Source organism: Pseudonocardia sp. EV170527-09, from assembly GCF_008369905.1.
In the GTDB taxonomy this organism is placed as follows: domain Bacteria; phylum Actinomycetota; class Actinomycetes; order Mycobacteriales; family Pseudonocardiaceae; genus Pseudonocardia.
This window is the reverse complement of sequence record NZ_VRMC01000083.1, coordinates 1-24,398: the sequence shown is the minus strand read 5'-3', so window position 1 is coordinate 24,398 and position 24,398 is coordinate 1. Positions and strand designations below refer to the sequence as shown.

28 protein-coding genes, 1 tRNA gene, 1 pseudogene and 1 riboswitch are annotated in these 24,398 nt (G+C 72.5%); of the genes and pseudogenes, 11 read left to right on the top strand and 19 right to left on the bottom strand.

The window, feature by feature from the left end:
• Window positions 1-451: 451 nt before the first annotated feature.
• Window positions 452-1,378, bottom strand: coding sequence for a GNAT family N-acetyltransferase (locus FVA95_RS22190; protein ID WP_149665875.1), 927 nt, complete (start codon window positions 1,376-1,378; stop codon window positions 452-454).
• 287 nt (window positions 1,379-1,665) lie between these two features.
• Between FVA95_RS22190 and FVA95_RS22185 the strand changes: the two genes are divergently transcribed.
• The gene (locus FVA95_RS22185) at window positions 1,666-2,319 is read left to right on the top strand and encodes a hypothetical protein (protein WP_149665874.1); all 654 of its coding nucleotides are present in this window, start codon (window positions 1,666-1,668) and stop codon (window positions 2,317-2,319) included.
• A gap of 66 nt (window positions 2,320-2,385) precedes the next feature.
• On the opposite strand, the gene FVA95_RS22180 is transcribed toward FVA95_RS22185, so the two are convergent.
• Together FVA95_RS22180 and FVA95_RS22175 are read right to left on the bottom strand one after the other, a co-directional pair.
• On the bottom strand, window positions 2,386-2,736 hold the full coding sequence (locus tag FVA95_RS22180; protein WP_149665873.1) for a VOC family protein: 351 nt from the start codon (window positions 2,734-2,736) through the stop codon (window positions 2,386-2,388).
• 151 nt (window positions 2,737-2,887) lie between these two features.
• Window positions 2,888-3,412 carry a DinB family protein gene (locus tag FVA95_RS22175; protein WP_149665872.1) on the bottom strand — a complete coding sequence of 175 codons (525 nt, stop codon included), beginning with the start codon at window positions 3,410-3,412 and terminating at the stop codon, window positions 2,888-2,890.
• Window positions 3,413-3,519: 107 nt separating this feature from the next.
• Here FVA95_RS22175 and FVA95_RS22170 point away from each other — a divergent pair, with 107 nt between their 5' ends.
• Both FVA95_RS22170 and FVA95_RS22165 read left to right on the top strand, forming a co-directional pair.
• On the top strand, window positions 3,520-4,575 hold the full coding sequence (locus FVA95_RS22170; protein ID WP_205015934.1) for a DUF418 domain-containing protein: 1,056 nt from the start codon (window positions 3,520-3,522) through the stop codon (window positions 4,573-4,575).
• A 117-nt stretch (window positions 4,576-4,692) separates the two neighbouring features.
• Window positions 4,693-5,706 carry a YdcF family protein gene (locus FVA95_RS22165; protein WP_149665870.1) on the top strand — a complete coding sequence of 338 codons (1,014 nt, stop codon included), beginning with the start codon at window positions 4,693-4,695 and terminating at the stop codon, window positions 5,704-5,706.
• 5 nt (window positions 5,707-5,711) lie between these two features.
• Here FVA95_RS22165 and FVA95_RS22160 read toward each other — a convergent pair whose 3' ends face one another.
• The 3 genes from FVA95_RS22160 to FVA95_RS22150 all read right to left on the bottom strand — a co-directional run bounded on the left by FVA95_RS22160 (window position 5,712) and on the right by FVA95_RS22150 (window position 6,822).
• Window positions 5,712-5,921, bottom strand: coding sequence for a hypothetical protein (locus FVA95_RS22160; RefSeq protein WP_193564400.1), 210 nt, complete (start codon window positions 5,919-5,921; stop codon window positions 5,712-5,714).
• Between the two features lie 164 nt (window positions 5,922-6,085).
• The gene (locus FVA95_RS22155; protein ID WP_149665869.1) at window positions 6,086-6,466 is read right to left on the bottom strand and encodes a VOC family protein; all 381 of its coding nucleotides are present in this window, start codon (window positions 6,464-6,466) and stop codon (window positions 6,086-6,088) included.
• A 98-nt stretch (window positions 6,467-6,564) separates the two neighbouring features.
• A complete protein-coding gene (locus FVA95_RS22150) occupies window positions 6,565-6,822 on the bottom strand; it encodes a hypothetical protein (RefSeq protein WP_149665868.1) in 258 nt (85 codons plus the stop codon).
• 71 nt (window positions 6,823-6,893) lie between these two features.
• A riboswitch (guanidine-III (ykkC-III) riboswitch) is annotated at window positions 6,894-6,959 on the top strand.
• A 20-nt stretch (window positions 6,960-6,979) separates the two neighbouring features.
• Here FVA95_RS22150 and FVA95_RS22145 point away from each other — a divergent pair.
• Window positions 6,980-7,294 carry a multidrug efflux SMR transporter gene (locus FVA95_RS22145; RefSeq protein WP_149665867.1) on the top strand — a complete coding sequence of 105 codons (315 nt, stop codon included), beginning with the start codon at window positions 6,980-6,982 and terminating at the stop codon, window positions 7,292-7,294.
• A gap of 92 nt (window positions 7,295-7,386) precedes the next feature.
• Here the strand turns inward: FVA95_RS22145 and FVA95_RS22140 are convergent, their stop codons facing one another.
• The 8 genes and pseudogenes from FVA95_RS22140 to FVA95_RS22105 form a co-directional block, all read right to left on the bottom strand.
• On the bottom strand, window positions 7,387-7,698 hold the full coding sequence (locus tag FVA95_RS22140) for a hypothetical protein (protein ID WP_149665866.1): 312 nt from the start codon (window positions 7,696-7,698) through the stop codon (window positions 7,387-7,389).
• Between the two features lie 95 nt (window positions 7,699-7,793).
• Window positions 7,794-8,264 carry a (2Fe-2S)-binding protein gene (locus tag FVA95_RS22135; RefSeq protein ID WP_149665865.1) on the bottom strand — a complete coding sequence of 157 codons (471 nt, stop codon included), beginning with the start codon at window positions 8,262-8,264 and terminating at the stop codon, window positions 7,794-7,796.
• Window positions 8,265-8,274: 10 nt separating this feature from the next.
• The gene (locus FVA95_RS22130) at window positions 8,275-10,626 is read right to left on the bottom strand and encodes a molybdopterin cofactor-binding domain-containing protein (RefSeq protein WP_149665864.1); all 2,352 of its coding nucleotides are present in this window, start codon (window positions 10,624-10,626) and stop codon (window positions 8,275-8,277) included.
• 394 nt (window positions 10,627-11,020) lie between these two features.
• Window positions 11,021-11,386: a hypothetical protein gene (locus tag FVA95_RS22125; protein ID WP_149665863.1), complete on the bottom strand. Its 366-nt coding sequence runs from the start codon at window positions 11,384-11,386 to the stop codon at window positions 11,021-11,023.
• A gap of 259 nt (window positions 11,387-11,645) precedes the next feature.
• Window positions 11,646-11,765, bottom strand: a pseudogene (locus FVA95_RS34000) (hypothetical protein); the annotation flags it as partial.
• 116 nt (window positions 11,766-11,881) lie between these two features.
• A tRNA-Ser gene (locus FVA95_RS22115) sits at window positions 11,882-11,966 on the bottom strand.
• Window positions 11,967-11,987: 21 nt separating this feature from the next.
• Entirely contained in the window at window positions 11,988-12,461 is a 474-nt protein-coding gene (locus tag FVA95_RS22110) for a nucleoside deaminase (RefSeq protein WP_149665862.1), read from the bottom strand.
• Window positions 12,462-12,977, bottom strand: coding sequence for a tRNA adenosine deaminase-associated protein (locus FVA95_RS22105; protein WP_020627335.1), 516 nt, complete (start codon window positions 12,975-12,977; stop codon window positions 12,462-12,464).
• A gap of 109 nt (window positions 12,978-13,086) precedes the next feature.
• Here FVA95_RS22105 and FVA95_RS22100 point away from each other — a divergent pair, with 109 nt between their 5' ends.
• A complete protein-coding gene (locus FVA95_RS22100; protein ID WP_149665861.1) occupies window positions 13,087-14,298 on the top strand; it encodes a M20 family metallopeptidase in 1,212 nt (403 codons plus the stop codon).
• Between the two features lie 60 nt (window positions 14,299-14,358).
• Here FVA95_RS22100 and FVA95_RS30940 read toward each other — a convergent pair whose 3' ends face one another.
• Complete coding sequence (locus FVA95_RS30940) at window positions 14,359-14,502, bottom strand: hypothetical protein (RefSeq protein ID WP_161992391.1); 144 nt, start codon at window positions 14,500-14,502, stop codon at window positions 14,359-14,361.
• Between the two features lie 329 nt (window positions 14,503-14,831).
• On the opposite strand from FVA95_RS30940, the gene FVA95_RS22095 reads away from it, so the two are divergent.
• The 4 genes from FVA95_RS22095 (at window position 14,832) to FVA95_RS22080 (ending at window position 19,226) form a co-directional block, all read left to right on the top strand.
• The gene (locus tag FVA95_RS22095) at window positions 14,832-16,235 is read left to right on the top strand and encodes an MFS transporter (protein ID WP_370460878.1); all 1,404 of its coding nucleotides are present in this window, start codon (window positions 14,832-14,834) and stop codon (window positions 16,233-16,235) included.
• 56 nt (window positions 16,236-16,291) lie between these two features.
• Window positions 16,292-17,590: an amidase gene (locus FVA95_RS22090; protein ID WP_149665860.1), complete on the top strand. Its 1,299-nt coding sequence runs from the start codon at window positions 16,292-16,294 to the stop codon at window positions 17,588-17,590.
• Complete coding sequence (locus tag FVA95_RS22085; RefSeq protein ID WP_149665859.1) at window positions 17,587-18,150, top strand: hypothetical protein; 564 nt, start codon at window positions 17,587-17,589, stop codon at window positions 18,148-18,150. Before FVA95_RS22090 ends, FVA95_RS22085 begins: the two co-directional genes overlap by 4 nt.
• Window positions 18,151-18,281: 131 nt before the next feature.
• The gene (locus FVA95_RS22080) at window positions 18,282-19,226 is read left to right on the top strand and encodes a prephenate dehydrogenase (RefSeq protein WP_149665858.1); all 945 of its coding nucleotides are present in this window, start codon (window positions 18,282-18,284) and stop codon (window positions 19,224-19,226) included.
• On the opposite strand, the gene FVA95_RS22075 is transcribed toward FVA95_RS22080, so the two are convergent.
• Together FVA95_RS22075 and ligD are read right to left on the bottom strand one after the other, a co-directional pair.
• Window positions 19,223-19,804 (bottom strand): putative glycolipid-binding domain-containing protein, encoded by a 582-nt coding sequence (locus tag FVA95_RS22075; RefSeq protein WP_075312513.1) that lies wholly within the window; start codon window positions 19,802-19,804, stop codon window positions 19,223-19,225. The two genes, FVA95_RS22080 and FVA95_RS22075, sit on opposite strands and share 4 nt — an antisense overlap.
• A 94-nt stretch (window positions 19,805-19,898) precedes the next feature.
• Complete coding sequence (gene ligD, locus FVA95_RS22070) at window positions 19,899-20,813, bottom strand: non-homologous end-joining DNA ligase (protein WP_149665877.1); 915 nt, start codon at window positions 20,811-20,813, stop codon at window positions 19,899-19,901.
• Between the two features lie 52 nt (window positions 20,814-20,865).
• On the opposite strand from ligD, the gene FVA95_RS22065 reads away from it, so the two are divergent.
• Window positions 20,866-21,858 (top strand): Ku protein, encoded by a 993-nt coding sequence (locus FVA95_RS22065; RefSeq protein ID WP_149665857.1) that lies wholly within the window; start codon window positions 20,866-20,868, stop codon window positions 21,856-21,858.
• 10 nt (window positions 21,859-21,868) lie between these two features.
• On the opposite strand, the gene FVA95_RS22060 is transcribed toward FVA95_RS22065, so the two are convergent.
• Window positions 21,869-23,206 (bottom strand): LCP family protein, encoded by a 1,338-nt coding sequence (locus FVA95_RS22060; protein WP_205015932.1) that lies wholly within the window; start codon window positions 23,204-23,206, stop codon window positions 21,869-21,871.
• Between the two features lie 147 nt (window positions 23,207-23,353).
• On the opposite strand from FVA95_RS22060, the gene FVA95_RS22055 reads away from it, so the two are divergent.
• Window positions 23,354-24,232 (top strand): nucleoside phosphorylase, encoded by an 879-nt coding sequence (locus FVA95_RS22055; RefSeq protein ID WP_149665856.1) that lies wholly within the window; start codon window positions 23,354-23,356, stop codon window positions 24,230-24,232.
• Here the strand turns inward: FVA95_RS22055 and FVA95_RS22050 are convergent.
• The coding region (locus FVA95_RS22050) for an integrase core domain-containing protein (protein WP_149663001.1) at window positions 24,229-24,398 on the bottom strand (170 nt) is incomplete at its 5' end. The two genes, FVA95_RS22055 and FVA95_RS22050, sit on opposite strands and share 4 nt — an antisense overlap.

The following is a 24,398-nucleotide window of genomic DNA, read 5'->3' as shown; positions in this document are numbered from 1 at the left end:
AGTTCACAGCCCACGATCAAGCAAACCGTGCCACTAGGGCTTTTCAGCGTTTCCGCCAGGTCACGGCGGCCTGACCTGCAACACAACATCGCGGACGAACCTCAGACCCCGGCCATCTGTGGAACCCCGGTCGTTCGCCAACGTCCGCGCAGGTCCGCGAGGCGCACAAGCCCGAGTACCGACGCATGTGGGCGGCGGAACGGTCCTCACCGGACAACCGTCGGCAGACTTGGAAAGCGTGTTGGGAGCAATCCCTCACGGGTTCAAATCCCGTATCCTCCGCCAGCCTGAACAGGCAGAACGCCGGGCGGCTCCCACGCGGAGCCCCCGGCGTTCGGCGTTCGGTCTCGTTTCCAGTCCCGCTCGTCGTCCGGTCGGGCCCGGATCAGACCGCCCACGCGCTGGGCAACCTCGCTGCGCACACCCACCACGGCAAGTTCGCCTCCCTCGGTCACGAGACGCCCGGCTGCACAGGGGCGGTCTGCACCCATGCCCGACGGTTCGTCGTCACGCTCTGGAACCCGGACCGCTTCAGGAATGAGGCCAGGTCGGACTCGTCGAGTTCGGCGTATGCCAGCAGCCGATCTGCCCGGGCGAGCCGCAGCCACTGCGCAGCGGTGGCGAGGAGCGCAGATCCAACACCTTGCCTGCGCATGGACTCGGCGACGTGCAGATTCCCCACGTCTGCCCATCCCGTCGGAGCCGACAGCCGTCCTGCGCCGTTGATGGTTGTGTCGATCTCCACGTATCCCACCTCCTGCCCATCTGCCAGGGCGGTGAAGCGGGTGCCGCACTCACCGAGGGTCCGGAGGATCGTCAGGTCCTCACGGACGTCGGCGGGCAAGTCCGAGACGTCGGCCAGTAGTACCTGCTCGCTTCGACGACTCACGAACCCGAGTCCGTCGAGTAGCTGACCGATGTGCGGCCACTGCTCGGCGACGCCGGTCAGGCCGGGTGCGGGGAGAGTGAAATCGGCCAGCACGGCCTGGACGCTCCAGGAGCGCATGACGGTCAGCGCCGCGTCGGCCACGGAGCGGCCCGCCAGATGAGCGTCGGGCCAGTAGGACGCGTCGGGCCACTGCAGGAGCCAACGGAGTTCGCCCGTGCCACGCAAGTCGGGGCCGACGCCGGAGCGGTCGGCGTAGCGGACCATATGGGCAGCCGCCGTTATCCGGCCGCGCTGCTCGGCGACCAGGGTGATGCGTTCCTGGACCCACGGGTCGACGATGAACTCGTCCGGTTCGTGTTCGAGCTGGCTCAGCACCGCGTTGACGGTGATCGACACCCCGGGCATCACGGCGTGGGCGTGGCCGTTGACCAGGTCGGTGAGCTGATCGCGGTCGCTTCTCCGGAACGGCCGGACGGTGATCGCAGACATGGGTCTCCCTCGTCGACATGTCGTCGGAGATCCGCTGCCTGTGCGGTACCTGTTCACCGTAGCCGGTGGACCAGGTGGGTCGGAAGATCGAAGGACTCCGCCCTGAGACCCGACATCGCCCGGGGATCAGGACCGGCTTGGCAGCTCTCCGGAATCCCGCCATCGCAGCCACCGTGGAAGGTCTCTGGTGAGCCTGACAGCGACGGCACGCCCCGGGCGTTCCTGTATCAGCTGGGCGATGCCTGCCACAGTGGTCGTTCCGCGCACGCAACAATCGGAGATTCCTGGTGCTGGTAGACATCCTTTCGTCCGGCCCGGGCGACGTGATGCTGCTGGTGGCCACCGCACTGGTGGTTGCGGAATCGGCACTACTGATCGGCGTCGTGATGCCGGGGCTCGGAGTGCCGATCTCGGTCGGCGTACTCAGCGCAGCGGGCGCGGTACCGTGGACGGCCAGCGTCCCGTGCATCTGTCTCGCGGCCGTGCTGGGGCGTTTCCTCGCATTTCTCCGAGGCCGGAACAGTGATCTGACTTCGACCCTCGCCCGTGTGCGAGACGTACCGATGGTCCGCTCGTGTCTCAAGGCCATCGCGTCGCGACCCCGCACCGTGGTGGTGTTGTCCCAGTGGTTCGCCGTCGTACGGACCCTCGTCCCGCGGCTGGTGGTTTCTGAGCTGTCGCTCCGCGCGTTCGTTCTGGTCGCGGCACCCGCGGCGGTGGCGTGGGCGTCGACGGCGCTCTTCATCGGTCGCCTCCTTCACGACAGTTCCCAGCTCGCCGCCGGAATTGTTCGCGTGGACCAGGCGCTTGCCGTTGCGATACCCGTGCTCGTGGTACTGCTCGCGCTGGTGTCCTGGCTCAGGGTCAGGGGCCGCCGGCGATCGAGCCTGGGTCGCCATAGGGGTGCTGGCGCTCCTCGTGGGAACAGCCGTCAGACATGACCTACGGCGCGCCACGAGGACACGGAATCCCCATGACATCTCTGCGACGCCGTGGCGTGCTCGTCGTCAACGAGGGTCGAGCAGACAGAACTCGTTCCCCTCGGGGTCGCGCATCACGATGTAGGGCGCATCCCCCGGCTGGCCGACATCGGCTCTCGTCGCACCTCGCGCCGTGAGCGCATCGACGGTTTCGTTCTGATCATCCGCGTACAGGTCGAGGTGCAGTCGATTCTTCCCCTGCTTGGCCTCGGGCACCGAGACGAAGAAGAGCGACGCACACCGACGTTCGGGCTGACGCACCTCCACTCCCGCCGGGAGCCATTCGACCACCTCCCAGGCGAGCGTCTCCGCCCACCACTGCGCGAGAGCGGCCGGATCACGGGCGTCGATCGTCAGCGCCTCCCAGCGAATCGCCATGACCGGACCCTAGGGCACATAGCGCTCACCAGGCGCAGTTGCGCTGCGGAATGCACTCATTGCCCTTTACGGCCACCAGACGCAGCTGTGATGAATACGTGTCGACGTCGGCACGATTCCGCGACCGCAGGGCCTGACCGCACAGATCGCCTCAGCGGCCGGCCGCGCGCACCAGCCGCAGCTGCCCGATCTCCGCGGCGTTCTTCGCGAGCTCGGTGTTCACCCAGGCCAGCGTGTGACCGACCGTCATCGCCGGATCCCTCTGCCACGGGAACGAGGCCTCCGCGGCGAGGTCGTCGTCGGAGAGTCCGTCCAGGACCTGCGTCCACTCGTCACGCAGAGCGCGCATCCAGGCGACGGTGGCGGCGGCATCGCCCGACCACACCACGTCGGTGCGGTCGGGCGGCGTGCGACCACGGAGGTGGTCCGTCGTCACCGACCACCACCAGCCGATGTGCCAGGTGAGCCACGCGATCGTCGGGACGGGGATCGGGTCGGGTTCGGAGTCCGCCCAGTCGGGCCGCCACGTCCCGTCGTCGGACGGGTGCACCGTCCAGCAGACGCGGGCCGGCCGCCACAGGGTGTCCTCGTCATCGAGCCGCTCGAGGTGGTACTCGAACAGGGCCCATGTCAGGTCGAACTGCCACCGCAGGAGCGGAACACGTGACGCCGACATCGTCCGAGGCTCCCACCGCAGGGACCCGGCCGAAAGGACGATTCCCCGCCGGCGGAACCGGCCTCCGGGCCGATCCGCCCGCGTCACGCGGTCGCCATGCTGGACCGGTGCACCGTCCAGACCTGAGCGCCCCAGCACCCCCGACCGCGACCGACCGGGTCGAGGCCCTCGATGCCCTCCGCGGGCTGGCCCTGTGCGGGATCCTCCCCATCAACATGATCGCGATCGCCGATCTGCCGTTCCTCGCGGGCCCCTGGCAGGGCGCGTTGCCCCAGTGGCTCGAGCTCACGGCGCACCAACGCTTCTTCCCGCTGTTCTCGTTCCTGTTCGGACTCAGCACCGCCCTGATCCTGGACGGAGCGGCCGGGCGGACCGCCCGTCCGTGGCTCGTGCTGCTGCGCCGGCTGCTCGCGCTCGGTGTGCTGGGCGCCGCGCACCAGCTCCTGCAGCCCGGTGAGGCACTGCTCCCGTACGCGATCGTCGGCCTCGTCGTGCTCCTCCCGGCCTCCTGGCTGCCGCGGCCGGTGATCGCGCTCGGCGGAGCCGTCGCGATCGGCGTGGCGCTCACATTCACCAGCGGTGGGTTGCTACTGATCCCCGGACTGTTCCTGCTCGGCCTCGCCGCCGCCCGGTACGGCCTGCACCACCAGATCGCGGCGCCGAACCGGGCCGCGTGGACGGCCGTGCTGGCAGGGGCCGTCGTCGCGGCGGTGCCGTTGCTGCGCATCCAGGTCGACACGATCGAGAACAGCGGCTTCGACCAGGTGTCCTCGACCGCCGGGCTCGTCATGGCCGTCGGCTACGCGAGCGCCCTCGTCCTGCTGACGGCGTCCCCGGTCGGGCCGTGGGTCTCCTCCGTGCTCGCCCCGCTCGGGCGGCTCGCGCTCACGAACTACCTCTCGGCGACACTGCTGGTCCTACTGCTGACCATGGTCCCCGCGTTCTCCGGCCCGGGTGGGTACCGCGTCCTGCTCCCGTTCGCCGCGGCGATCCTGGTGGTCCAGGTGGTCGCGAGCCGCTGGTGGATGCGGCGCTTCCGGTACGGGCCGGTGGAGTGGGTGTTGCGCAGCATCTCCTGGTGGGCCCCGGTACGGATGACACCGCCCGACGGCGGCCACCCGGACGTGCGGACCTCCCTCCAGCCGGACGGCCGGGCGTCATGATCGGATGAGCCACGGCTCGGGTGCAGAGTCGGCGCGACGAGGAGGACCGGTGACCGGCGAGAAACACGTGCGGCGAACGGACCGCCCGTCCGACGGGATGCGGCCGGGGGTGGCCCGGTGACGGTCGCCGGTGTCCTGTTCGCCCTGGCCGCGGTGTCGGCGACGTTGTGCGTGGTCGGGGTGCTCGTCGAGCGACGACGGTTCCGCAACGCGCTGCTCGGCGGGACGGCGATGGTCCTGCTTCTGATGGCGGTGTTCGCCCAGCTCCTCCGGCTCGACATCGGCGTCATCGAGCCCGTGACGGTGGTGATAGCGGCGCTGCTGATCGTGGGTGTGCTCGTACTGACGGGCTTCCTGCTCGTCAACGGCGTCGTGATGATGAGGCGGGAGGGGCGACGGCCGGCGAACCTGTTGTCCCTGCTCGCGGGGCTCGCCTGCCTCGCGGTCGTCGTCCTCGTCCCGATCATGGTGCGCGTGGAGAACCGGTTCCTGACGGCGCTGACCTTCGCGGCGCTGCTGCTCGCGGCCTACCTCGGGTTCCTGCTGTGCAGCCTGCTGGCCTACGCCTTCGTCTACGGACGGCTGGGGGTCCGCCCGGGCGTCGACTTCGTCGTCGTGCTCGGGTCGGGGCTCATCCGCGGTGCGGTGCCGCCCCTGCTCGCCGCCCGTCTGGACCGCGGGGCCGCCCTGTGGGACCAGGAGCGGGAGCGGGGCGGGAACCCGATGCTGGTGACCTCCGGTGGCCGCGGGCCCGACGAGCCGGTCGCCGAGGCCGTCGCGATGGCCGACTACCTGGTCGCCCGCGGCGTGCCGTCGGAGAAGATCCTGCGGGAGGACCGGTCGAGGACGACGCAGGAGAACCTCGAGTTCAGCCGGGCGCTCATGACCGAACGGCTGCCCGACCATCGCTGCGTCGTCGTCACCAACGACTTCCATGCGTTCCGGGCCGCGCTCACCGCCCGCCGGGTCGGGGTGAACGGCCAGGTCGTCGGCGCGCCGACCGCCCGCTACTACCGGCCCAGCGCCACCCTGCGCGAGTTCGTCGCGATCCTGGCCGAGCACCCGGTCCTGAACGGCGCGATCTGCCTCGCGCTGGTCGTGCTCGGGGTCGTGGTCGGCCTCGGCCGGTAGCCGCCCTACTGCGACGACCCCGTCGCCGCCACCCCGACGCCGAGCCCGATCATCGCGAGCCCACCGGCACCGCCCACGGCCGCGATCCGCCTCGGCGACGACGCGAACCGGTCCCTGGCCGATCCCGCGGCGAGGGCCCACACGCTGTCGAGCACCAGGCCGATGGCGACGCTGCGGGCCGCGCCGATGCGTCGGCCCTCGGCCGAGCGCTGCATCGCGCGGACGACGTCGTGCCGGTGCAGGAACGCCGCGATCCCCAGCTACACGAGGTAGGCGGCTCCCACCAGCTTGAGGACGGTGAACGCGGCGGAGGCGAGCAGTCGGTGGTCCACGGCGAAAACCTCCGCCGGCCGGCCACCGACGTCGACCCCTTTCCCGATCAGGCTCCGGAGGACACGGGCCCGCCCCCGCCGTCGATGACGCAGAACCGGTTGCCCTCCGGGTCCTGCATGATCACGTAGTCGGCGTCGGCGGGCCGGTGGCGCCACGGGACCTCCTGCGCGCCGAGGTCGATCAGCCGCCTGACCTCGGCCTGCTGGTCCCCGGCGTACAGGTCCAGGTGGATGCGCGGCGGCAGGACCCGCTCGGACGGCGCGACGTCGAGCGACACGTTCGGGCCGGGGCGGCCGGCGCGGGGGCGCAGGAGCGCGAAGTCGTCGTCGACGGGGGTGCGCAGCTCGTAGTCCAGGGCCGCTGTCCAGAACCGGATCTGCCCCGCCAGATCGTCGACCCGGATGACGACCGATCCCACGACCAGCATGGCGGCGACCGTAGCCCGCAGCGGGCCCCCGGGCAGGACGGCGCGGTGCGTCCGCTCCTGGTGGCCGTGCCTGCCCGTCCCCGCCGACGACCCGGCGGTCAGCGCAGGCGGGCGATCAGCCGGACGATCCACCACAGCAACGCCGCGCACCCGCACAGCAGCCCGACGCCCAACAGCACCGAGCCCAGGATCGGCCACGTGAGGTCCGGACCGGGCGGATCGGGGGCCCCGGGCGGGAGGTAGTACATGTAGGGCTGGTCGTCCGGATCGGGAAGAGCGCGCTGGAGCCACGGAGGCAGCATGATCATCCCGCCGGTGAACAAGCACAATCCCGCGACGACGGCGAGCAGACGCACCCGTCGAGCTAGGTCCCGGTCCGACCGGTCACCATCGCTCGACCCGGGCGCGGCGATCCGCCATCCTGGTACCGGACCGCCCCCCGGCGGCTCCCCGGACGAGACGCGCCGTACCCGGAACGCCAAGACGACGCATCCCCTCCGGGAGGAGCTCGTCATGGCATGGATCTACCTCGTGGTCTCCGGTGTGCTGGAGACGGTGTGGGCCGCGGCGCTGTCGCAGAGCCGCGGGTTCAGCAGGCTCGGCCCGTCGCTGCTGTTCGCGGGCGCGCTGGCTCTGAGCATGACCGGGCTGGCCCTGGCGTTGCGCGACCTGCCCGTCGGCACCGCGTACGCCGTGTGGGTCGGCATCGGCGCGGTCGGCACCGCGCTCTACGGCATGGCGGCTCTCGGCGAGCCGGCGACGACGGCGCGGCTGCTGTGCCTGCTCGCGATCGTCGCGGGTGTGGTGGGGCTGAAGGTCCTGCACTGACGGGCCTGCACTGCCGGGCGTGTGCCGACCCGGGAACGACGGCGGGGCCGGCACCCCGTGAAGAGTACCGGCCCCGCCGCCGTGGGAGCCCCTTACTCGAAGGGTCCGTCCTTCAGCAGCCCACCGGCCGGCCCCTCGACGAAGCGGGGGTCGGCCTGCGGGATCTCGGTGTCGGTGCCGTTGACGCCGTCGGGCCGGTTGCTCGACGAGACGGCGTCGGCCGAGTCGAAGAAGCCGTAACCGAGCGTGTCAGTGGTCTCCAGCACCGCGTCCAGGCCCTGGGTCGGGCTCTGCGTGCTGGGGTAGCCGTGCTCGGCGTCGGTGTCCGTGTCGGCCGAGGCGATCCCGGCCAGCGGGAAGGCCACCGCGGCGAACGCGCCGACGGCGATGAGGGAGCGTCGCATACGGTTCTGCATCGAATCCGTCCTTCGGTGTGGGGAGCTGGCCGTTCACACTAACAGCCTAGAGTGGTGCGGCGTAGGGACCCGCCGCGGCGGCGTCACATGTTGTCGGCGCCGGCCTTGATCGCCTTCCGGATGCGGTTGTAGGTCCCGCACCGGCAGATGTTGCGGATGTCGTCGAGTGCCTCGTCGTCGATCGAGCGGCCCTCGGCCGAGCAGCGCTTGACCAGGTCGATCGCCGCCATGATCTGGCCGGGCTGGCAGTACCCGCACTGGGCGACGTCGTGGTCGATCCAGGCCTGCTGCATCGGGTGGAGGTTCTCGCCGTCGGCGATCCCCTCGATCGTGGTGATCTCGTCGGACTCCGAGATCGCCCCGACCGGGACCGAGCACGGGTTGAAGGCCTTGCCGTTGATGTGGCTCGTACAGGCCTTGCAGACGTTGATCCCGCAGCCGTACTTCGGTCCGGTCACGCCCAGCAGGTCCCGCAGGACCCAGAGCACACGGACGTCGTCCTCGACGTCGACGGTGACCTTCTCGCCGTTGACCGTGAAGGTGTGGGAAGGCATGTCAGTCTCCTCAGCGGGCGAAGTCGAGGCCGTTGGTCGGCGACGGCGGCACGGGCGGGATCGTCGGGTACGGCTCGAAGGGCAGCGGCTCGTTGTGCAGGATCGGGAACTGCGTCGGCACCGTGCCGGTGGCGCGCGCGTAGGCGCAGGCGATCGCGCCGCAGGTCGCGGCCACGCCGAACTCGCCGGCACCGCCGGGCTCGGGGGCCTCCGAGTCCTCGATGAGCACGATGTTCATCTCGGGCGGGGTGTTCCACTGCCGGGTGTAGAAGTAGTTGTCCCAGCTCGCCTCGACGAAGTGCCCGTCGACCAGGTGCAGGCCCGCGGTCAGCGTCATCGCGATGCCGTCGTTGATGCCGCCCATCATCTGGGCCTCGAAGCCACGCGGGTTGATGATCAGTCCACCGTCGACGACGTAGGTCACCCTGGTGACGCGCGGGCCGGTGCGGGCCGAACGGATCTTCCGGTCGACGGTCTCCGGCCGGCAGTCGAGCTCGACGACCGCGCAGGCGACGCCCTTGTACTCGACGTGCATCGCGATGCCCTGGGCCGTGCCCTTCGGCATCGACTTGCCCCAGTCCGCCTCCTTCGCGGCCCGGTCGACGACGTTCTTCCAGCGGGTGAGCTTCGTGTAGGCCGACCGGAACTCGTACGGGTCCTTGCCCATCTTCGCCGCGACCTGGTCGATCATCAGCTCGCGTGCCGTCGCCGTGTCCGGCGAGTAGATGTTGCGCATGGAGCAGGTGTTGAAGCGCATGTCGACCTCGTTGAGCAGCGAGGTCGCGACGCCCACGTTGTACGGGTTGGTCTGCGTCGTGAGGTAGATGCTCTCCGAGACGGTCAGGTTGCCACCGGGCGCCTTGTTCGCCGCGGCACTGATCGCCTCGGACAGGCCCGGGTTGATCTCGGTCGCGACGCTGGTGTGCCGGATCTCGAAGCTGCTGACCGCGTCCCCGCTGACCTGGGCGCGCACCCGGCAGGTGGCCATCGGGTGGGTCCGCCCCTGACGGGAGTCGTCGGCGCGGGTCCAGATGAGCTTGACCGGCTTGCCGAACGCCCGCGAGCACTCGGCGGCCTCCTCGAGACCGTCGAAGAACAGCCGGCGGCCGAACGAGCCACCGCCCTCGGTGACGTGCACCGTCACCGCGTTCTGGGCGATCCCGAGCTTCTTGGCGATCTCGGCCTGCGCGGCGATCGGGGACTTCGACGGTCCCCAGATCTCGGCGGAGCCGTCACGGACGTCGGCGATCGCGCAGTTGGTCTCCAGCGCGGAGTTGCTGCGGAAGTAGAAGGTGAAGTCGCCCTCGACCGTCTCTCCGAGCGCCTGGGGGACGGCCAGCGGCAGCTCGCCGCGGCGCAGTGCCGCCAGCACCGACTCGTCGTTCTCGCCCTCGACGGTTCCGCCGTCCCAGTCGACGTCGAGTGCGTTGACCGCGTCGACGGCCTGGCCGAAGGTCTTCGCCCGTACCGCGACACCGCTCGGGACCTGCTCGACGTCGGTGACGCCGGGCATGCGGCGGACCTCGTCGATGTTGTTCACGCCGAGCGGGGCCGAGTTGAGGTTCGGCCCGCGGCAGATGACGGTCGGGAGGGCGTCGGGGATCTGCAGGTCGGCGAGGAACTTCTTCTTGCCGGTGACGATCGCACGCGCGTCGGACTTGGTCCGGGGGGTACCGATGACGGTGAACTCCTCGCGGTCCTTGAGGACCACGTCGACCGCCTCGTTCACCGAGCTGGAGGCCAGCTCGGTCAGCTCCCCGAAGGGCAGCTCCTCGCCGTTGTTGCCGGTGATCAGCCCCTGCCGGCTGCGCAGCACGTTGACGTCCTGGCGGAGCTCGTTCGCGGCCGCGTCGAGCAGCCGCTTCTGCGCGAGCGCCGCCGCGACCCGGATCGGGGTGTAGGTGGAGAACGTCGTCGTCGAGCCGCCGGTGAGCTGGTTGAACACCAGCTCCGGACGGGCGTCGGCCAGGGTGACGATCACCTGGTCCGGGTCCAGGTTCATCTCCTCGGCGATGATCATCTGTGTCGAGGTGATGATGCCCTGGCCGTTGTCCGACCGGGGCAGGGCGAACGAGACGGTGCCGTCGCGGTTGACCTCGATGCGGATGAGGTTCGCGGTCGGGCGGGCGGAGTCACGGATGAGGTCGAGCAGGTCGTAGAGCTCGGCGGGCAGGGGCGGCGACGGGATCGCGGCCGCGTTGGCCTGCGGAACACCGGGGAGCCAGGTCTGGCGCCCGATCTCGGCGGCGACGACCAGCGTGGGGGCGGCGACGAGATAGCCGAGGAACCGCCGGCGGCTGACGTTCTTGCGGTTGTCTCCGGACGCCGGGCGCTCGGGGGCGGTGGCGCTGTGAGCGGGCATCGTTGTCCTCTCCGACTGTGCTGCGGTGCACGACCCGACGGCGACGTCCGGTGCGGGGAGCGGGGACGGCTGCGGGCTGTTCGGGCGATCAACGACGTCCCTGATTCGACGGTTACGCGTCGGCGCGCGCGCCAGATGTCGTGCGAACTCCGCGACCGGACTGTCGGACATCCGTTGTTTCGCAGGTCAACGACTTGGCGTTCAGGGTCCCCTTACCCGCAGATGCGGATGACTCGCCGTCACAAAGACCGCAGGATGCGGCCACTCCAGCGAAGGGGATGCCACTCGTCCGAGTGATTCAGTCGACGTCGACCGAACCGAAGGCCGCTGTCACCCGAAGTGATCGCGCCCGCTGCCCGGACTCCGTGGCGACGACCGAGCATCACCACCAACGTCAGTGGGTAGGCCGAGCGGCGCGCAGCAGCCGGACGAAGGTCCATGGCAGCACGACCAGCGCACCCAGGACACCGACGATCCCGGCGACGATGATCGCCCAGTGCCCGGCGCCCGGCTCCGTGGTCACCGCGAAGCCGACGGCCAGCACCAGCGCCGGGACGGCGACGATCCCCGGCCACACCAGGGTGCCGAGCCACTTCTCCCCGACGGTCCAGGAGCGACCGGTCCACAGCATCCCGACGCCGGCGAGCCAGCCGACGACGGGCAGCACGAAACCGCCCAGCATCAGCATCAGGACGGTGAGAACGGGGTAGGCGTCCGGGTCTCCGGGGCGGGCGGGTTCCGGGGTGGTCATCGTGGTCATCTCCAGCTCCTCGTGTCGGGTTGTGTACCCACTGTCGCGCCGGAGGGGGTCGGCCACATCGGAGCCGGGAATGATCCGCGGCCTCGGACCACGGTCGGAGGTGGGCGGAGATCACTCCGCCCGCGCGAGCGCGGTCGCGCCGGGCCCCAGGAGCTCCCCCGGCCGGACCGGCCTCCCCGAGACCGCGAGGAGCAGGGCCAGCGTCGTCCCGGTCACCTCCGTGCCGGAACCGATCACGAGGTCGGCGTCGGTCGCCCGCAGGCTGAGGCCGGAGACGGTCTCGCGGGCGCCTCCGAACGATGCCGACGTGCGGGCCTGCACCTGCACAGCACCGACGACGGCGGCGGGTCCGGGCGGTGTCGACGAGGTGCGCGAGCACGTCGTGGACGGTCCATCCGGGACAGAGCGACGGCGTGTCCCACCGGCCGTCGGGAACTCATCGCGCCAACGACAGAGGGCCGGACCCCCGACCCGGGGATCCGGCCCTCTGACCAGCGGTAGCGGTGGGATTTGAACCCACGGAGGCGTGAACCTCACGCGCTTTCGAGGCGCGCTCCTTCGGCCGCTCGGACACGCTACCGCCGACAAGGTTACTCCAGGCTCAGTCACGGTCGGCGGACGGGGTCCGGCCGAAGAACTCGCGCAACAGAGCGGCTGCTTCACCTGCGCGGACCCCGCCGACGACCTCGGGGCGGTGTGCGAGCCGACGGTCGCGCAGCACGTCCCACAGCGAGCCGGCGGCGCCGGTCTTCGGCTCCCACGCCCCGAACACGACGCGCTCGACCCGGGCCAGCCCGATCGCGCCGGCGCACATCGTGCACGGCTCGACGGTCACGGCGAGGGTCGTCCCGGTCAGCCGCCACTCCCCCACGACGGCAGCGGCGGCGCGCAGGGCGAGCACCTCGGCGTGCGCGGTCGGGTCGCCGGTGGCCTCGCGGGCGTTGCAGGCCGCGGCGAGCTCGGTGCCGTCGGCGGCGAACACGACCGCGCCGATCGGGATGTCCCCGGTCGCCGCGGCGCCGCGCGCGACGTCGAGAGCGCGGCCCAGCGCGAGCCGGTCGGCCGGGCGGAACACTCAGGAGCCGACGAGCTCGTCCAGCGCAGCGGCGAACCCGCACCGGCGGGCGATGGTGTCCAGCTGCTCGTCGGGGTAGAGCTCGAGGTCGGAGACGAGGATCTCCAGCTCGTCGGCGGGCAGACCGAGGTCGGCCACGATGCCCAGGTCACCCTCGGGCCAGGCGTCGTCGAGGGCGTCGTCGTCCGGGGGGAGCTCGACGCGGAGCAGGTCGAGCACGTCGGCGGCGATGTCGTAGTCCAGCGCGGCCACGGCGTCGGAGATCAGCAGCCGCACCCCGCCCGCGGACGGGCGGATCAGGACGAAGAACTCGTCGTCGACGTCGAGCAGGCCGAGGACCGCGCCGGTGGAACGCTGCGCGCGCAATGCGGCGATCGCCGCGTCGAGATCCACGAGCGCCTCGGAGCCCAGCCGGACACAGCGCCAACGACCCTCCTCCCGGATCGCGGCGACCGCGAATCCGGGCAGGGCGGCGCCACGGGTGTCCGGGGCTGCCTCAACGCTCTGTGTGGGCACGCGTCAACGGTACGTCGCTCCGGGCTTGTGAGTCACGCCACGACCAGGTACGCGTGGTCACACCGGGCCTGCGGGCGCCGGACGGGCTCCGGTCAGCGACGATCGGTCCATGCCCATCACGCCCGCCTCGGTCGCGGGGCTCCCCTGCGGCCTGCTCGAGGCCGCCCGCGTCCTGCAGCCGCAGACGGTGGCGCTGCGGCGGGAGCTGCACCGTGCCCCCGAGCTCGGACTGCACCTTCCGCGTACCCGGGACACGGTGCTGCGCGCCCTCGACGGGCTGCCGTTGCGGATCCGCACGGGCGGCTCGTGCACGTCGGTGACCGCGGTCCTCGACGGCGACCGTCCCGGACCGACGGTGCTCCTGCGGGGCGACATGGACGCGCTGCCGCTGCCCGAGGACACCGGACTGGACTTCGCCTCGGGCACCGACGGCGTCATGCACGCCTGCGGGCACGACACCCACACCGCGATGCTCGCCTCGGCCGCGCGGCTGCTCGCGGACCGGCGGGACCGCATCGCCGGTCGGGTGGTGTTCATGTTCCAGCCGGGCGAGGAGGGGTTCCACGGCGCCCAGCACATGATCGACGAGGGGGTGCTCGACGAGGACCCCGAGCTGGCCTACGCCCTGCACATCTCCTCGACCGTGCCGACGGGGCAGCTCCACCACAGGCCGGGCCCGATCATGGCGGCCGCGGACGTGCTCCGGGTCCGGGTGACCGGCCGCGGCGGGCACGCCTCGGCCCCGCAGGACGCCTGCGACCCGGTCCCCGCCGCCGCGGCGATGGTCGGGGGCCTGCAGACCCTGCTGACCCGCCGGGTCGGGCCGCAGGAGTCAGCGGTGCTCACCGTGTCCCGGATCGAGGCGGGCACCACCGACAACGTGATCCCGGAGACCGCGCTGCTGACCGGGACGCTGCGGACGTTGTCGGAGCCGGTGCGCACGCTGCTGCACCAGGCGGTCACCGAGCACTGCCGGCACACCGCGCTGGCCTACGGCTGCACGGCCGAGGTGGAGATCTTCCCGGGCTACCCGGTCACCCGCAACGACGACCGTGCGACCGCCGGGCTGGTGCGCGTCGCGGAGAAGGTGCTCGGCCGCGGGGCCTGCGTCGCCATGCCGGATCCGCTGATGGGCGCGGAGGACTTCTCCTACGTGCTGGACCGGGTGCCGGGCTCGCTGGCCTTCCTGGGGGCACGGCCGCCGGCGGTCGACCCCGCCCTCGCCCCGCCGAACCATTCGAACCGGGTGGTGTTCGACGAGGCGGCGTTCCCGGCCGGGGTCGCGGTGTACGCGGGCCTGGCGCTGGCCGCCACCGGTTGAGCCCCCGCTACACAGCGGCGCCGCACCCGTCCGGGGTGCGGCGCCGCCGGGCGCGGTCGCTCAGACGGTCTCCTCGACCTGCACGGCCGTGGCCGCGCGGCGGTAGCCCTTCCAGTTGCGCTGGGCGTAGGCGGCCAGCGCGGAGGTGACCGCCAGGCCCACCCCCGTGCTCGCGATGATCGACAGGAAAACGGCGCTCGACACAGCCATGACGGCTCCTCCTCACACGGGCACGCGCCGGGTCCGGTGACCGGGTCCGGATGACCCGGGCGGAGTCGCGACGCTTGCGAGTCCCACGGGCGCCCTCTGCGCCCGTCGACCACGGTCCCACGTCGAAAAAGCGCTGTCCCGCCTGCGGAAGCACCGAATCGGATGACTCCGCTCACAGCCACGACGACGCCCCGTCCGGCAATGGGCGCGGAGCCTCGTTAACGTCGGGGAGAATTGTTCAAGCAATCGGACAGAACGCCACGGACCGACAGTTCTACGACGAAAGCGTCACCGTGGCGTGCCCAGTCGCCAGGGGGGAACGAGTGGACGACACAGCAGACGGGGCGGTCGACGGCGTCACCGTCACCGACCCCGCGACCATGCGCCGCGCGGTCGCGGCGGCCGCGGTCGGCAATATCACCGAATGGTTCGACTTCGGTGTCTACGGTTATCTCGCCACGACCATCGAGGCCGAGTTCTTCCCGCCCGGGCCGCTGTCCCAGGTGGCGGTGTTCGCGACCTTCGCGGTCGCCTTCTTCTTCCGCCCGCTCGGCGGACTGTTCTTCGGCCCGCTGGGCGACCGCATCGGCCGGACCAAGGTCCTGTCGATCACGGTCATCCTGATGGCGCTGGGCACGTTCCTGATCGGGCTCATCCCATCCTACGCCTCGATCGGGCTGGCCGCGCCGATCCTGCTCGTCGCCGCCCGCGTCCTGCAGGGCTTCTCCACCGGCGGTGAGTACGCCGGTGCCATGACCTTCATCGCCGAGTACGCGCCCGACCGTCGTCGCGGGTACTTCGGCAGCTTCCTCGAGCTCGGCACGTTCGTCGGCTACGCCTTCGGCGCCACCATCGCCTCGGTGGTGCCGCTGCTGCTCAGCCCGGAGAGCATGTCCAGCTGGGGCTGGCGGATCCCGTTCTTCGTCGCGCTGCCGCTGGGCATCGTCGGGGTGTACCTGCGGGTCAGGCTGGAGGAGACCCCGGCGTTCCAGACCATGCTCTCGGAGTCCGAGGAGCGCGAGGGCACCCAGGTGAAGGACGGCCTCAAGCTGATCTTCACGAGGTACCTGCCGACCTTCGTCATGGTCGGCGGCGTCGTCGTCGCCTGGAACGTCACGAACTACATGCTCACCAGCTACATGCCGACCTACCTGGAGACCACGGTCGACCAGCACGGCGGTACGTCGATCGACTCCACGACGTCGTCGTGGCTGCAGATCGTCGTGCTGTGGCTGGCGGTGTTCGTGATCCCGCTGCTCGGGCGGCTCTCCGACCGGATCGGGCGCAAGCCGATCATGTGGACCGGAGCCGGCGGGCTGATCGTGCTCGGCATCCCGATGATCCTGCTGATGCAGAACGGCTCGATCCCCTCGGTGTTCCTCGGGCTGCTGCTCATGGGCCTACTGCTGATCTGCTTCTCCGCCACCAGCCCCTCGACCCTGCCGGCGCTGTTCCCGACCCACATCCGCTACGGCGGTCTGTCGATCGCGTTCAACATCTTCGTGTCCGCGTTCGCCGGGACCGTGTCGCTGGTGATGTCCGCGGTCGTCCTCGCCACCGGGGACCTGCTGTGGCCGGGCTACTACCTGATGGCCGCCGGGGTGATCGGGGTCGTCACGCTGCTGTTCCTGCCCGAGACGGCGCGGCGCCCGCTGCGCGACGGGCAGCCGTCGGCGTCGTCGCCGGAGGAGGCCCGCGAGATCGCGAGGGAGCTGGCCGCGCGCTGATCACCGGTTGCTGATCACCGGTTGTCGGAGGCGGGGAGCGACGGCAGGCTGAACGCGTGCTGCCGCTCCCCGATCTGTTGCGGGCCCTCGACTCCGGGGAGCTCTCGCCCTCCGAGCACGTCGACGACGTGCTGTCCCGGCTGCAGTCCGACACCACCGGCTGCGTGGTCGCGCTCGACGCCGACCGGGCCCGGGAGCGCGCCGCCGAGCTGACCGCGCTGTCCGCCGCGGGACGACGGCTGGGGCCGCTGCACGGCGTCGCCGTCGGGATCAAGGACCTCGTCGACGTCGCCGGGCTGCCGACCCGGTGCGGTTCGCGGCTGCTGGCCGACGCCGGGCCCGCGGCCGCCGACGCGCCGGTGGTGACGATGCTGCGGGCCGCCGGGGCCGTGGTCGTCGCGAAGCTCCACACCCACGAGTTCGCCTACGGCCCCACCGGCGACGTCGCGGCCACCGGCCCGGCCCGCAACCCGCACGACCCGTCCCGGATCACCGGCGGCTCGTCCTCCGGGCCCGCCGCGGCCGTCGCCGCCGGGCACCTCGCGCTGACCGTCGGGACCGACACCGGGGCGAGCGTGCGCACCCCGGCCGCGCTGTGCGGCGTCGCCGGACTGAAGCCGCGGCGCGGGGCCATCCCGGGCGAGCGGGTGTTCCCGCTCGCCGAGTCGTTCGACACGGTCGGGCTGCTGGCCGCCGACGCCGCCTCGCTCGCCGTCGCCCGCACCGCGCTCGGGGAGCCCGGCGCGTCGGCCGCGGCGGTGCTGCCCCGGATCGGCGTCGCCGACGACGACTGGTGGCGCCCGCACGACCCGGTGATCGCCGACGCCGTCCGCGCCGCCGCCGACGCGCTCACCGCGCTCGGCGCACCCGTCGCCGCCCAGGACACCCCCGGCGTCGCCGAGCTCGCCGCCACCTACCCCGTGATCACCGGCGCGGAGGCCTACGCCACGCACCGGCACTGGTTCACCGAGCGCCGCGACGAGTACCAGCCCGCGACCGCCGCACGGCTCGCCCCGCACGCCGAGGTGCCGACACACGTCTACGTCGACGCCCGGCGCGAGCGCCGCCGGATCGGGCGCGCCCTGCTCGACCGGCTCGGGGCCTCCTGCGACGTGCTGCTCTGCCCCACCACCCGGCTGCGGGCCACCCCGATCGGCGCGACCGAGCACGACGGGGTGCCGGTGCTGCCGTCGATGCTGCAGCTGACCTCACCGTTCAACCTGCTCGACCGGCCCGTCGTCGCGCTGCCGGTGCCGGTGCCGGGGCTGCCGGCCGGGGTGCAGCTGGTGGGGATCACCGTCGGCGAGGACGTGCTGCTGGGGCTGGCGCGGGCGCTGGAGGGGGCCCTGCGGTGATCCTGCCGGTGGCCGTGGCCCGCGGGGTGGCCGAGGGCGACGTCGATCGCGTCTACCGCCGGTGGACGCGCTCCCGGATCGTCGCCGGCTCGACGCTGCGGACCGCGGCCGGGGTCGTCGAGGTCGTCGCCGTGGAGCAGGTGGACCCGGCCGCCATCACCGACGACGACGCCCGCGCCGCCGGTGAGCAGTCGGCCGACCGGGTGCGTCGCGCGTTCCGCGGGGCGCCGTCGGACCCGGTGTTCCGCATCCGGCTGCGCTTCGCCGGGACCGACCCGCGGGAGTCGCTGCGGGACGCGACCGGGGACCTCGACGAGGTCGTCGCGACCCTGGACCGGATGGACCGCCGGTCGCGGCGGGGGCCCTGGACCCGGCCCACGCTGCGGCTGCTCGCCGAGCTGCCCGGGGTCCGGGCCGCCGAGCTCGCGGAGCGGGCCGGACGGGACACCCTCGCCTTCAAGCGCGACGTCCGGGCGCTCAAGGAGCTGGGCCTGACCGAGAGTCTGGAGACCGGCTACCGGCTGTCCCCGCGCGGGGCCGCGCTGCTCGCCCGTCCATGATCGCCGACTGTGGAGCGCGGAGCGCAGGTCGCTCGCCCCGACACTCCCCACACGGTGATCACCGGGCCGGGAGGTGCGGCGGGTGGAGTCCGCGCGGGGCCGGGAACGGGTGGTCTCTACCCTCGTGACGCATGCGAGCGGTGTGCGTTCTGGGGACCGGACTGATCGGTGGGTCGCTGCTGCGGGCCGCGGCCCGCGCCGGGCGTGAGGTCTGGGGCACCGCCGCGTCCGAGCCGACCGCGGCCGCCGCCGTCGCCGACGGGTTCGACGTCACCACCGACACCGACGCCGCGCTGGCCCGCGCCGCAGAGGCCGACGCGCTGGTCGTCGTGTGCGTCCCGCTGACCGCGCTGGAGACGGTGCTGCGCCGGGTCGACGCGGTCGCCCCCACCTGCCGGCTCACCGACGCGGTCAGCGTGAAGGTGCCCGTCGCGGACGCGGTCGCCCAGTTCGCGCCGCGTACCCGGTTCGTGGGCGGGCACCCGATGGCCGGCACGGCCGAGTCCGGCTGGTCCGCCGGGTCCGCGGAGCTGTTCACCGACGCCGCCTGGGTGGTCGCCGCCGACGACGGTCTCGACCTCGACGTGTGGCGCGACGTCGCCGAGCTGGCCTGGGACTGCGGGTCCCGGGTGGTGCCCGCGGCCGTCGACGAGCACGACGTCGCCGTCGCGCGGATCTCGCACCTGCCGCACCTGTTCGCCGCGGTGCTCGCCTCCGTCGGTGCCGGAGAGCAGGGTGACGATCTCGCCCTCGCCCTGTCCGCGAGCTCGTTCGCCGACGGCACCCGGGTCGCCGGGACCCGCCCCGAGCTGGTGCTGGCGATGTGCGAGGGCAACCGGGGCGCGCTGCTCGCCGCCGTCGACGACGCGCTGGGCCGGCTCGGCGCGATGCGCGGGGCGCTGGCCTCCACCGGCGGGCTGGCCGCGACCGTCCGCGCCGGGCACGAGGCGCGGATGCGGTGGGCCTCCACCCGCGAGCCGCTGGAGGTGCCGGTCGACCTCGACGGCCCCGACGTGTTCGCCGAGCTGCGCGAACTCGGCCGCCGCGGCGACGTCGTCGAGCCGGTGAAGCGCTAGAGGCTCACCCGGGACGCGACGCCCGGGTAGTCCAGGACGAACCCGTCGTCGTCGACGGTCATGTCGGCGACGAACGACCCGGCGGCGAAGCGGACGACACCGGGTGTGCCGGGCGACCCGGCCGTCACGGTGCGGTAGGTCTGCTCGGTGTTCTCGACCGTCAGCGTCGGGAGGTCGACGAACACCATCGGCAGCACGTGCTCGGCGGGCTCACGGTGCAGAGCGAGGCGCCGGAGCGGCAGCGCGTTGAACACCGGGCTGAAGGCCAGGTCGACGTCGCGGGCGCCGCCGAAGTGGCCGCGGCTGCCGCCGGAACCGTCGTCGACCAGCCAGACGCCGTCGGTGCTGCGCGAGAGTGTGAGCTGCTGCTCCCCCTCGGCGGTGGCGACGTCGACGGCGAGCCGCGACAGCGTCCCGTCACCTGCGACGACGAGCCGGTAGGACGCGGTGAGCACCCCGCCCTCCCCGCCACGGATGATCCGGCCGACGGCACGGAAGCCGCCGGCAGTGGTCGTGATGCGCGCCGACTCCGTGCCCGCGGCGCCGTCGGTCTCGGGGTCGGATCGCCAGGTCAGCATGACCGCCACGCAGGTCACCTCCGGATCGTCGATGTCGCGCACACCGAACCACACCGCCGCCCGCACCACGCGAACGGGTGATGATCGGATGCCCTCAGCCCGGCTCCCGGCGCACGTCGACGGCCTCGACGTCGTCGCGGATCCCGCGGAACACCGGCTGCCGCAGCCGGCCCGCCGCCGTCCACCCGAGGTGGGCGACCTCGACGACGACCGTCGGGGAGCACCAGCGTGCGTCGGCGGCGTCGACCCGGGGCAGGACCTGCGCGAACGGTGACTCCGGCGCCCCGGTCAGCCGGGCGGCGAGCAGGTCCTGCACCGCCGCCCCGGCCAGCCCGGACCCGACCCGGCCGGCGAACTCCAGCCCGTCCGGGCCGGGGACACCGAGCAGCAGCGCCCCGACCCGACCGCCACCGCCGCCGCGCTCGGGCTTCCACCCACCCACCACACAGGACTGCGACTGCCGGTGGGCGATCTTCACCCAGTCCGGGCTGCGCCGGCCCGGCCGGTACCGCGAGTCCTCCCGCTTGGCGACGACGCCCTCCAGCCCGCGCGACGCCGTCACCTCGAGCAGGGCGGCCCCGTCCGGGTAGAGCGGCGACGCCTCGACGTGCGGGGTGGCGGCGAGGTCGAGCCGCTCCAGGGTGGCCCGGCGCTCGGACAGCGGGCGGTCGAGCAGCGGCACCCCGTACAGGCGCAGCACGTCGAACACCATGAAGGTGACCGGTCGCCCGCCCGCGGGGCCGTGGATCCGGTGGGCCAGCGCGGCGAAGCTGGGGACACCGCCGTCGAGCAGCACCACCTCGCCGTCGAGGAGCACGTCGGGGGCGAGATCCACCAGACCGGCGAGCTCGGGGAAGTTCGCGGTGACATCGCGGCCGGAACGGGTACGCAGACGCAGTGCCGGCTCGCCACCGCCATCGGTGACCTCGGCCAGCACGCGCATGCCGTCCCACTTGACCTCGAACGACCAACCGGCACCGGTCGGGAGGGGTCCGGGGGTGGCGAGCATGGGCTGCACACCGTCATGCTGTCACCATCGACGGCACGCGAGGGGGGACCGCATGCGCGCGATCTGGAGCGGGGCCGTGTCCTTCGGGCTGGTCAGCGTCCCGATCAAGGTCTATTCGGCGACGACCAACCACGACGTCCGGTTCCACCAGGTGCACGGCGAGGACGGTGGTCGCATCCGCTACAAGCGGACCTGTGAGGTGTGCGGCGAGGAGGTCACCTACGCCGACATCGTGAAGGGCTTCGAGACCCCCGACGGCGAGCTGATCACCCTCGACGACGCCGACCTCGCGTCGCTGCCCGTGAAGACGGGGCACGAGATCGACGTGATCGAGTTCGTGCCGAACGACCAGATCGACCCGATGCTGTTCGACAAGAGCTACTACCTCGAACCGGAGACCAAGGCCGCCAAGCCCTACGCGCTGTTGCGCGAGGCACTCGAGGAGACCGACCGCACCGCCGTGGTGAAGGTGGCGCTGCGCCAGCGCGAGACCCTCGCCCTGCTCCGGGTGCGCGGCAAGGCGATCGTGCTGCAGACCCTCATCTGGCAGGACGAGATCCGTGAGCCGGACTTCGACATCCTGGACAACGACGTCGACCTCAAGCCGCAGGAACTGAAGATGGCCTCGTCGCTGGTCGAGAGCATGGGCGCGGAGTTCGACCCGGCGGAGTTCCACGACGAGTACCGCGACGCGATGGCCGACCTGATCGAGGCGAAGAAGTCCGACGGCGAGGCCCGCCCGGCGCCCGCCGCGGAGGCCGCCGACGACGGCGGGGACTCGATGAGCGACCTGCTGTCCGCGCTGCAGGCCAGTGTGGACGCGGCACGGTCGACGAAGTCGGACTCCGGGTCGGGTTCCGGGTCCGGTTCGGGTTCCGGTGCGACCGAGAAGAAGACCCCGGCGCGGCGGTCGTCCTCCCGGTCGAAGAAGACCGCGGACAAGGACACGGACACGGACACGAGCGGCGACGCCACCGGCACCGACGACGCGACGCCCGCGAAGTCGACCACAACGCGTCGGCGGTCGACGAAGAAGACCGCCTGACCGGCGTCCCTCACGGGCCGAAGCTGGACTCCGGCGGGGTCTGGTCGTTCTGCAGGGCACCGAACAGCGCCTGGGCCCGGGTGCGGTCCCAGCGCAGGTTCGACCCGCCCGCACTGCCGCCGATCGGGACGGTCGTCTGCACGCCGTCGCCGCCGGAGACGCCCTTCATCCCCCAGGCCAGGCCGGCGAGGTTCCAGATGTGGTCGGAGCCGTCGACGGTGATCGTGCCGGTCACCGCGGACGCCAGCGGGACCATCCGGAACGGGTTGATCAGGGTGAGCGGGCTGGTGGCCTTGCCGAGCAGCGCCGAGAGGAACTCGCGCTGCCGCTTGACCCGGTCGAAGTCCGAACCGGGCGTCGCGCGGGTGCGGACGTAGCCGAGCGCGGTCGTCCCGTCGAGCTCCTGGCAGCCGGCCTGGATGTTCAGCCCGGCCTTCGGGTCGTCGATCGCGCGGGGGACGCACATGTCCACCCCGCCGACGGCGTCGACCGCGCCGACGAACCCCCCGAAGCCGACCTCGACGTAGTGGTCGATGCGCAGACCGGTGGCACCCTCGACCGTCTCGACCAGCAGCTCCGGCCCGCCGAGGGCGAACGCAGCGTTGACCTTGTTGCTGCCCTTCCCGGGGATGGGTAGGTAGGAGTCGCGTGGGATGGAGACGAGCACGCTCCCGGAGCTCCCGGTGTGCAGCAGCATGATCGTGTCGGTGCGCTGGCCCGCCGCATCACCGGTGGCGAGGCGTTCCTCGTCCTCGGCGGAGAGTCCCTCGCGGCTGTCCGAGCCCACGATCAGGTAGTTCGTCCCCGACGACGACGCCTGGGAGTCCGCGGGCAGCGCCTGCACCCGGGTCATGTTCTGGTCGAGGTAGACGCCGAACCCGACGAACGCGACCAGCAGCAGGATCAGCACGGCCTTCCAGCGCCCGCGGGTGGCCCGGCCGACGCGGCGCCAGTCCGGCATCGACGGGCCGCGGGTGACCCGGCCGTCGCGGGGTGCCTGCGACGCGGGATGCACCCCGGCCCCGGCTCCTCCGGCTCCGGATCCGGCGGGGCGCGGCATGACCGGGCGCGCCGGCGCGGCGGCCCGGGTCGGCGGCGGTGCCCCGGCGGCGCGGCCGGGCGGTGGCTTGCGCAGCGGTCCGCGGCCCCCGCGCGAGGGCGGTGCCCCGGGCTGCTGCTGCGGAGGTGACGGCGGCGGGAGCGGACGGCCCCCGTGACCGGGCAGCGGGTTGCGGGGCTGGTTCGTCCAGCCGGGACTCCCCCGCCGCGCGGGACCGCCACCGCGCGGTGGCTCGCCCTGCGGCGGACGCCCGCCCGCGGGGGGCGGGCCGCGGAAGTCTCGGGCCATGCCTGTCCCACCCTCCGATCCGCCCGGGGTCAGGGCGCTGGTCGCCGACGATACTGCGCGCCGGCCTGCGAGGGACGCCGGGCGAGAGGGGCACCCCGTCGACCTGCGGTTCCACCCGACCGGGTCCGCGGGGGATGATCGTCGCCGATGGACCTCCCCCTGCACGAGGACGACCTGGACGCCGAGGGCGTGATCCGGGCGTCGGCGATCACTCCGCACCGCCCGGACATGCCGTCCGCGGCGGTGCTGTGCTGGTTCCCCGAGGTCGTCGCCGACGTCGGGACACGCTCCGCGGCGGTGACGGTGCTGCGCAGCGAGCTCGGCCGCAGCCCGGTCTGGCGCACGACCGGGCCCGGCGGGACATCGGTCGCGGTGCTGCACCCGGGCGTCGGCGCACCGCTGGCGGCGATGTTCCTGGAGCACCTCGTGGCGCTGGGCGTCCGCACCGTCGTCGGGGTCGGGGGTGCCGGGGCGCTGCGGCACGAGCTGACACTGGGGCACGCCGTCGTCCTGGGCAGCGCACTGCGCGACGAGGGCACCTCGTTCCACTACCAGCCGCCGTCGCGCACGATCGACGCCGACCCGGGCGGCGTCGACGCGGTGGCCCGGACCCTGGCGGGGGCCGGGGTGCCGTACGTCGTCGGGCGGTGCTGGACCACCGACGCGGTGTTCCGGGAGACCCCGGCGCGGGTCGCGCGGCGCCGTGAGGAGGGCTGCGCGGTGGTCGACATGGAGGCGTCCGCGCTGGTCGCGGCCGCGCGCCGGATCGGGGTCGGCTACGGCCAGGTGTTCCTCGCCGCGGACTCGCTCGCCGGGCCGGAGTGGGAGCACCGCGGCTGGACCGATGCCCGCGAGGCCCGGGCCGGCCTGTTCGGCCTGGCGCTGGCCGCCGCCGAGGCCTGGGACACCGACCGCACGGCCGGGCCCGAGGACCGCGCGACCGGGCCCGAGGACAGCGCTGCCGGGCCCGAGGGCCGCGCTGCCGGGCCGGACGTGCACCCGGCGGGCGGGGCCGGCACGCCCTAGCTGTGATGTCCAGGGAGGTTGGTCAGCCTGGTGACTGGTGGCTGGCCGCCGATGGCGGAGTGAGCGCGGTGGTGATTGTAGAAGTGCAGCCAGCCGGGTAGGGCGTCGTTGCGTTGGCGGGTCGACTCATAGAGTCGGGCGTAGGCCCAGCCGTCGGCCAGGGTCC

Coding starts and splice junctions, on each gene's coding strand:
- FVA95_RS22075 (WP_075312513.1), bottom strand. CDS start 19,804: ATGCTGACCTGGCGATCCGACCCCGAGACCGACGGCGCCGCGGGCACG.
- FVA95_RS22155 (WP_149665869.1), bottom strand. CDS start 6,466: ATGCTGGTCGTGGGATCGGTCGTCATCCGGGTCGACGATCTGGCGGGG.
- FVA95_RS22140 (WP_149665866.1), bottom strand. CDS start 7,698: ATGCGACGCTCCCTCATCGCCGTCGGCGCGTTCGCCGCGGTGGCCTTC.
- FVA95_RS22135 (WP_149665865.1), bottom strand. CDS start 8,264: ATGCCTTCCCACACCTTCACGGTCAACGGCGAGAAGGTCACCGTCGAC.
- FVA95_RS22060 (WP_205015932.1), bottom strand. CDS start 23,206: ATGGCCCGAGACTTCCGCGGCCCGCCCCCCGCGGGCGGGCGTCCGCCG.
- FVA95_RS22065 (WP_149665857.1), top strand. CDS start 20,866: ATGCGCGCGATCTGGAGCGGGGCCGTGTCCTTCGGGCTGGTCAGCGTC.
- FVA95_RS22055 (WP_149665856.1), top strand. CDS start 23,354: ATGGACCTCCCCCTGCACGAGGACGACCTGGACGCCGAGGGCGTGATC.
- FVA95_RS22130 (WP_149665864.1), bottom strand. CDS start 10,626: ATGCCCGCTCACAGCGCCACCGCCCCCGAGCGCCCGGCGTCCGGAGAC.
- FVA95_RS22180 (WP_149665873.1), bottom strand. CDS start 2,736: ATGGCGATTCGCTGGGAGGCGCTGACGATCGACGCCCGTGATCCGGCC.
- FVA95_RS22175 (WP_149665872.1), bottom strand. CDS start 3,412: ATGTCGGCGTCACGTGTTCCGCTCCTGCGGTGGCAGTTCGACCTGACA.
- FVA95_RS22080 (WP_149665858.1), top strand. CDS start 18,282: ATGCGAGCGGTGTGCGTTCTGGGGACCGGACTGATCGGTGGGTCGCTG.
- FVA95_RS22125 (WP_149665863.1), bottom strand. CDS start 11,386: ATGACCACGATGACCACCCCGGAACCCGCCCGCCCCGGAGACCCGGAC.
- FVA95_RS22160 (WP_193564400.1), bottom strand. CDS start 5,921: ATGCAGCGCTCGGCCGAGGGCCGACGCATCGGCGCGGCCCGCAGCGTC.
- ligD (WP_149665877.1), bottom strand. CDS start 20,813: ATGCTCGCCACCCCCGGACCCCTCCCGACCGGTGCCGGTTGGTCGTTC.
- FVA95_RS22100 (WP_149665861.1), top strand. CDS start 13,087: ATGCCCATCACGCCCGCCTCGGTCGCGGGGCTCCCCTGCGGCCTGCTC.
- FVA95_RS22190 (WP_149665875.1), bottom strand. CDS start 1,378: ATGTCTGCGATCACCGTCCGGCCGTTCCGGAGAAGCGACCGCGATCAG.
- FVA95_RS22145 (WP_149665867.1), top strand. CDS start 6,980: ATGGCATGGATCTACCTCGTGGTCTCCGGTGTGCTGGAGACGGTGTGG.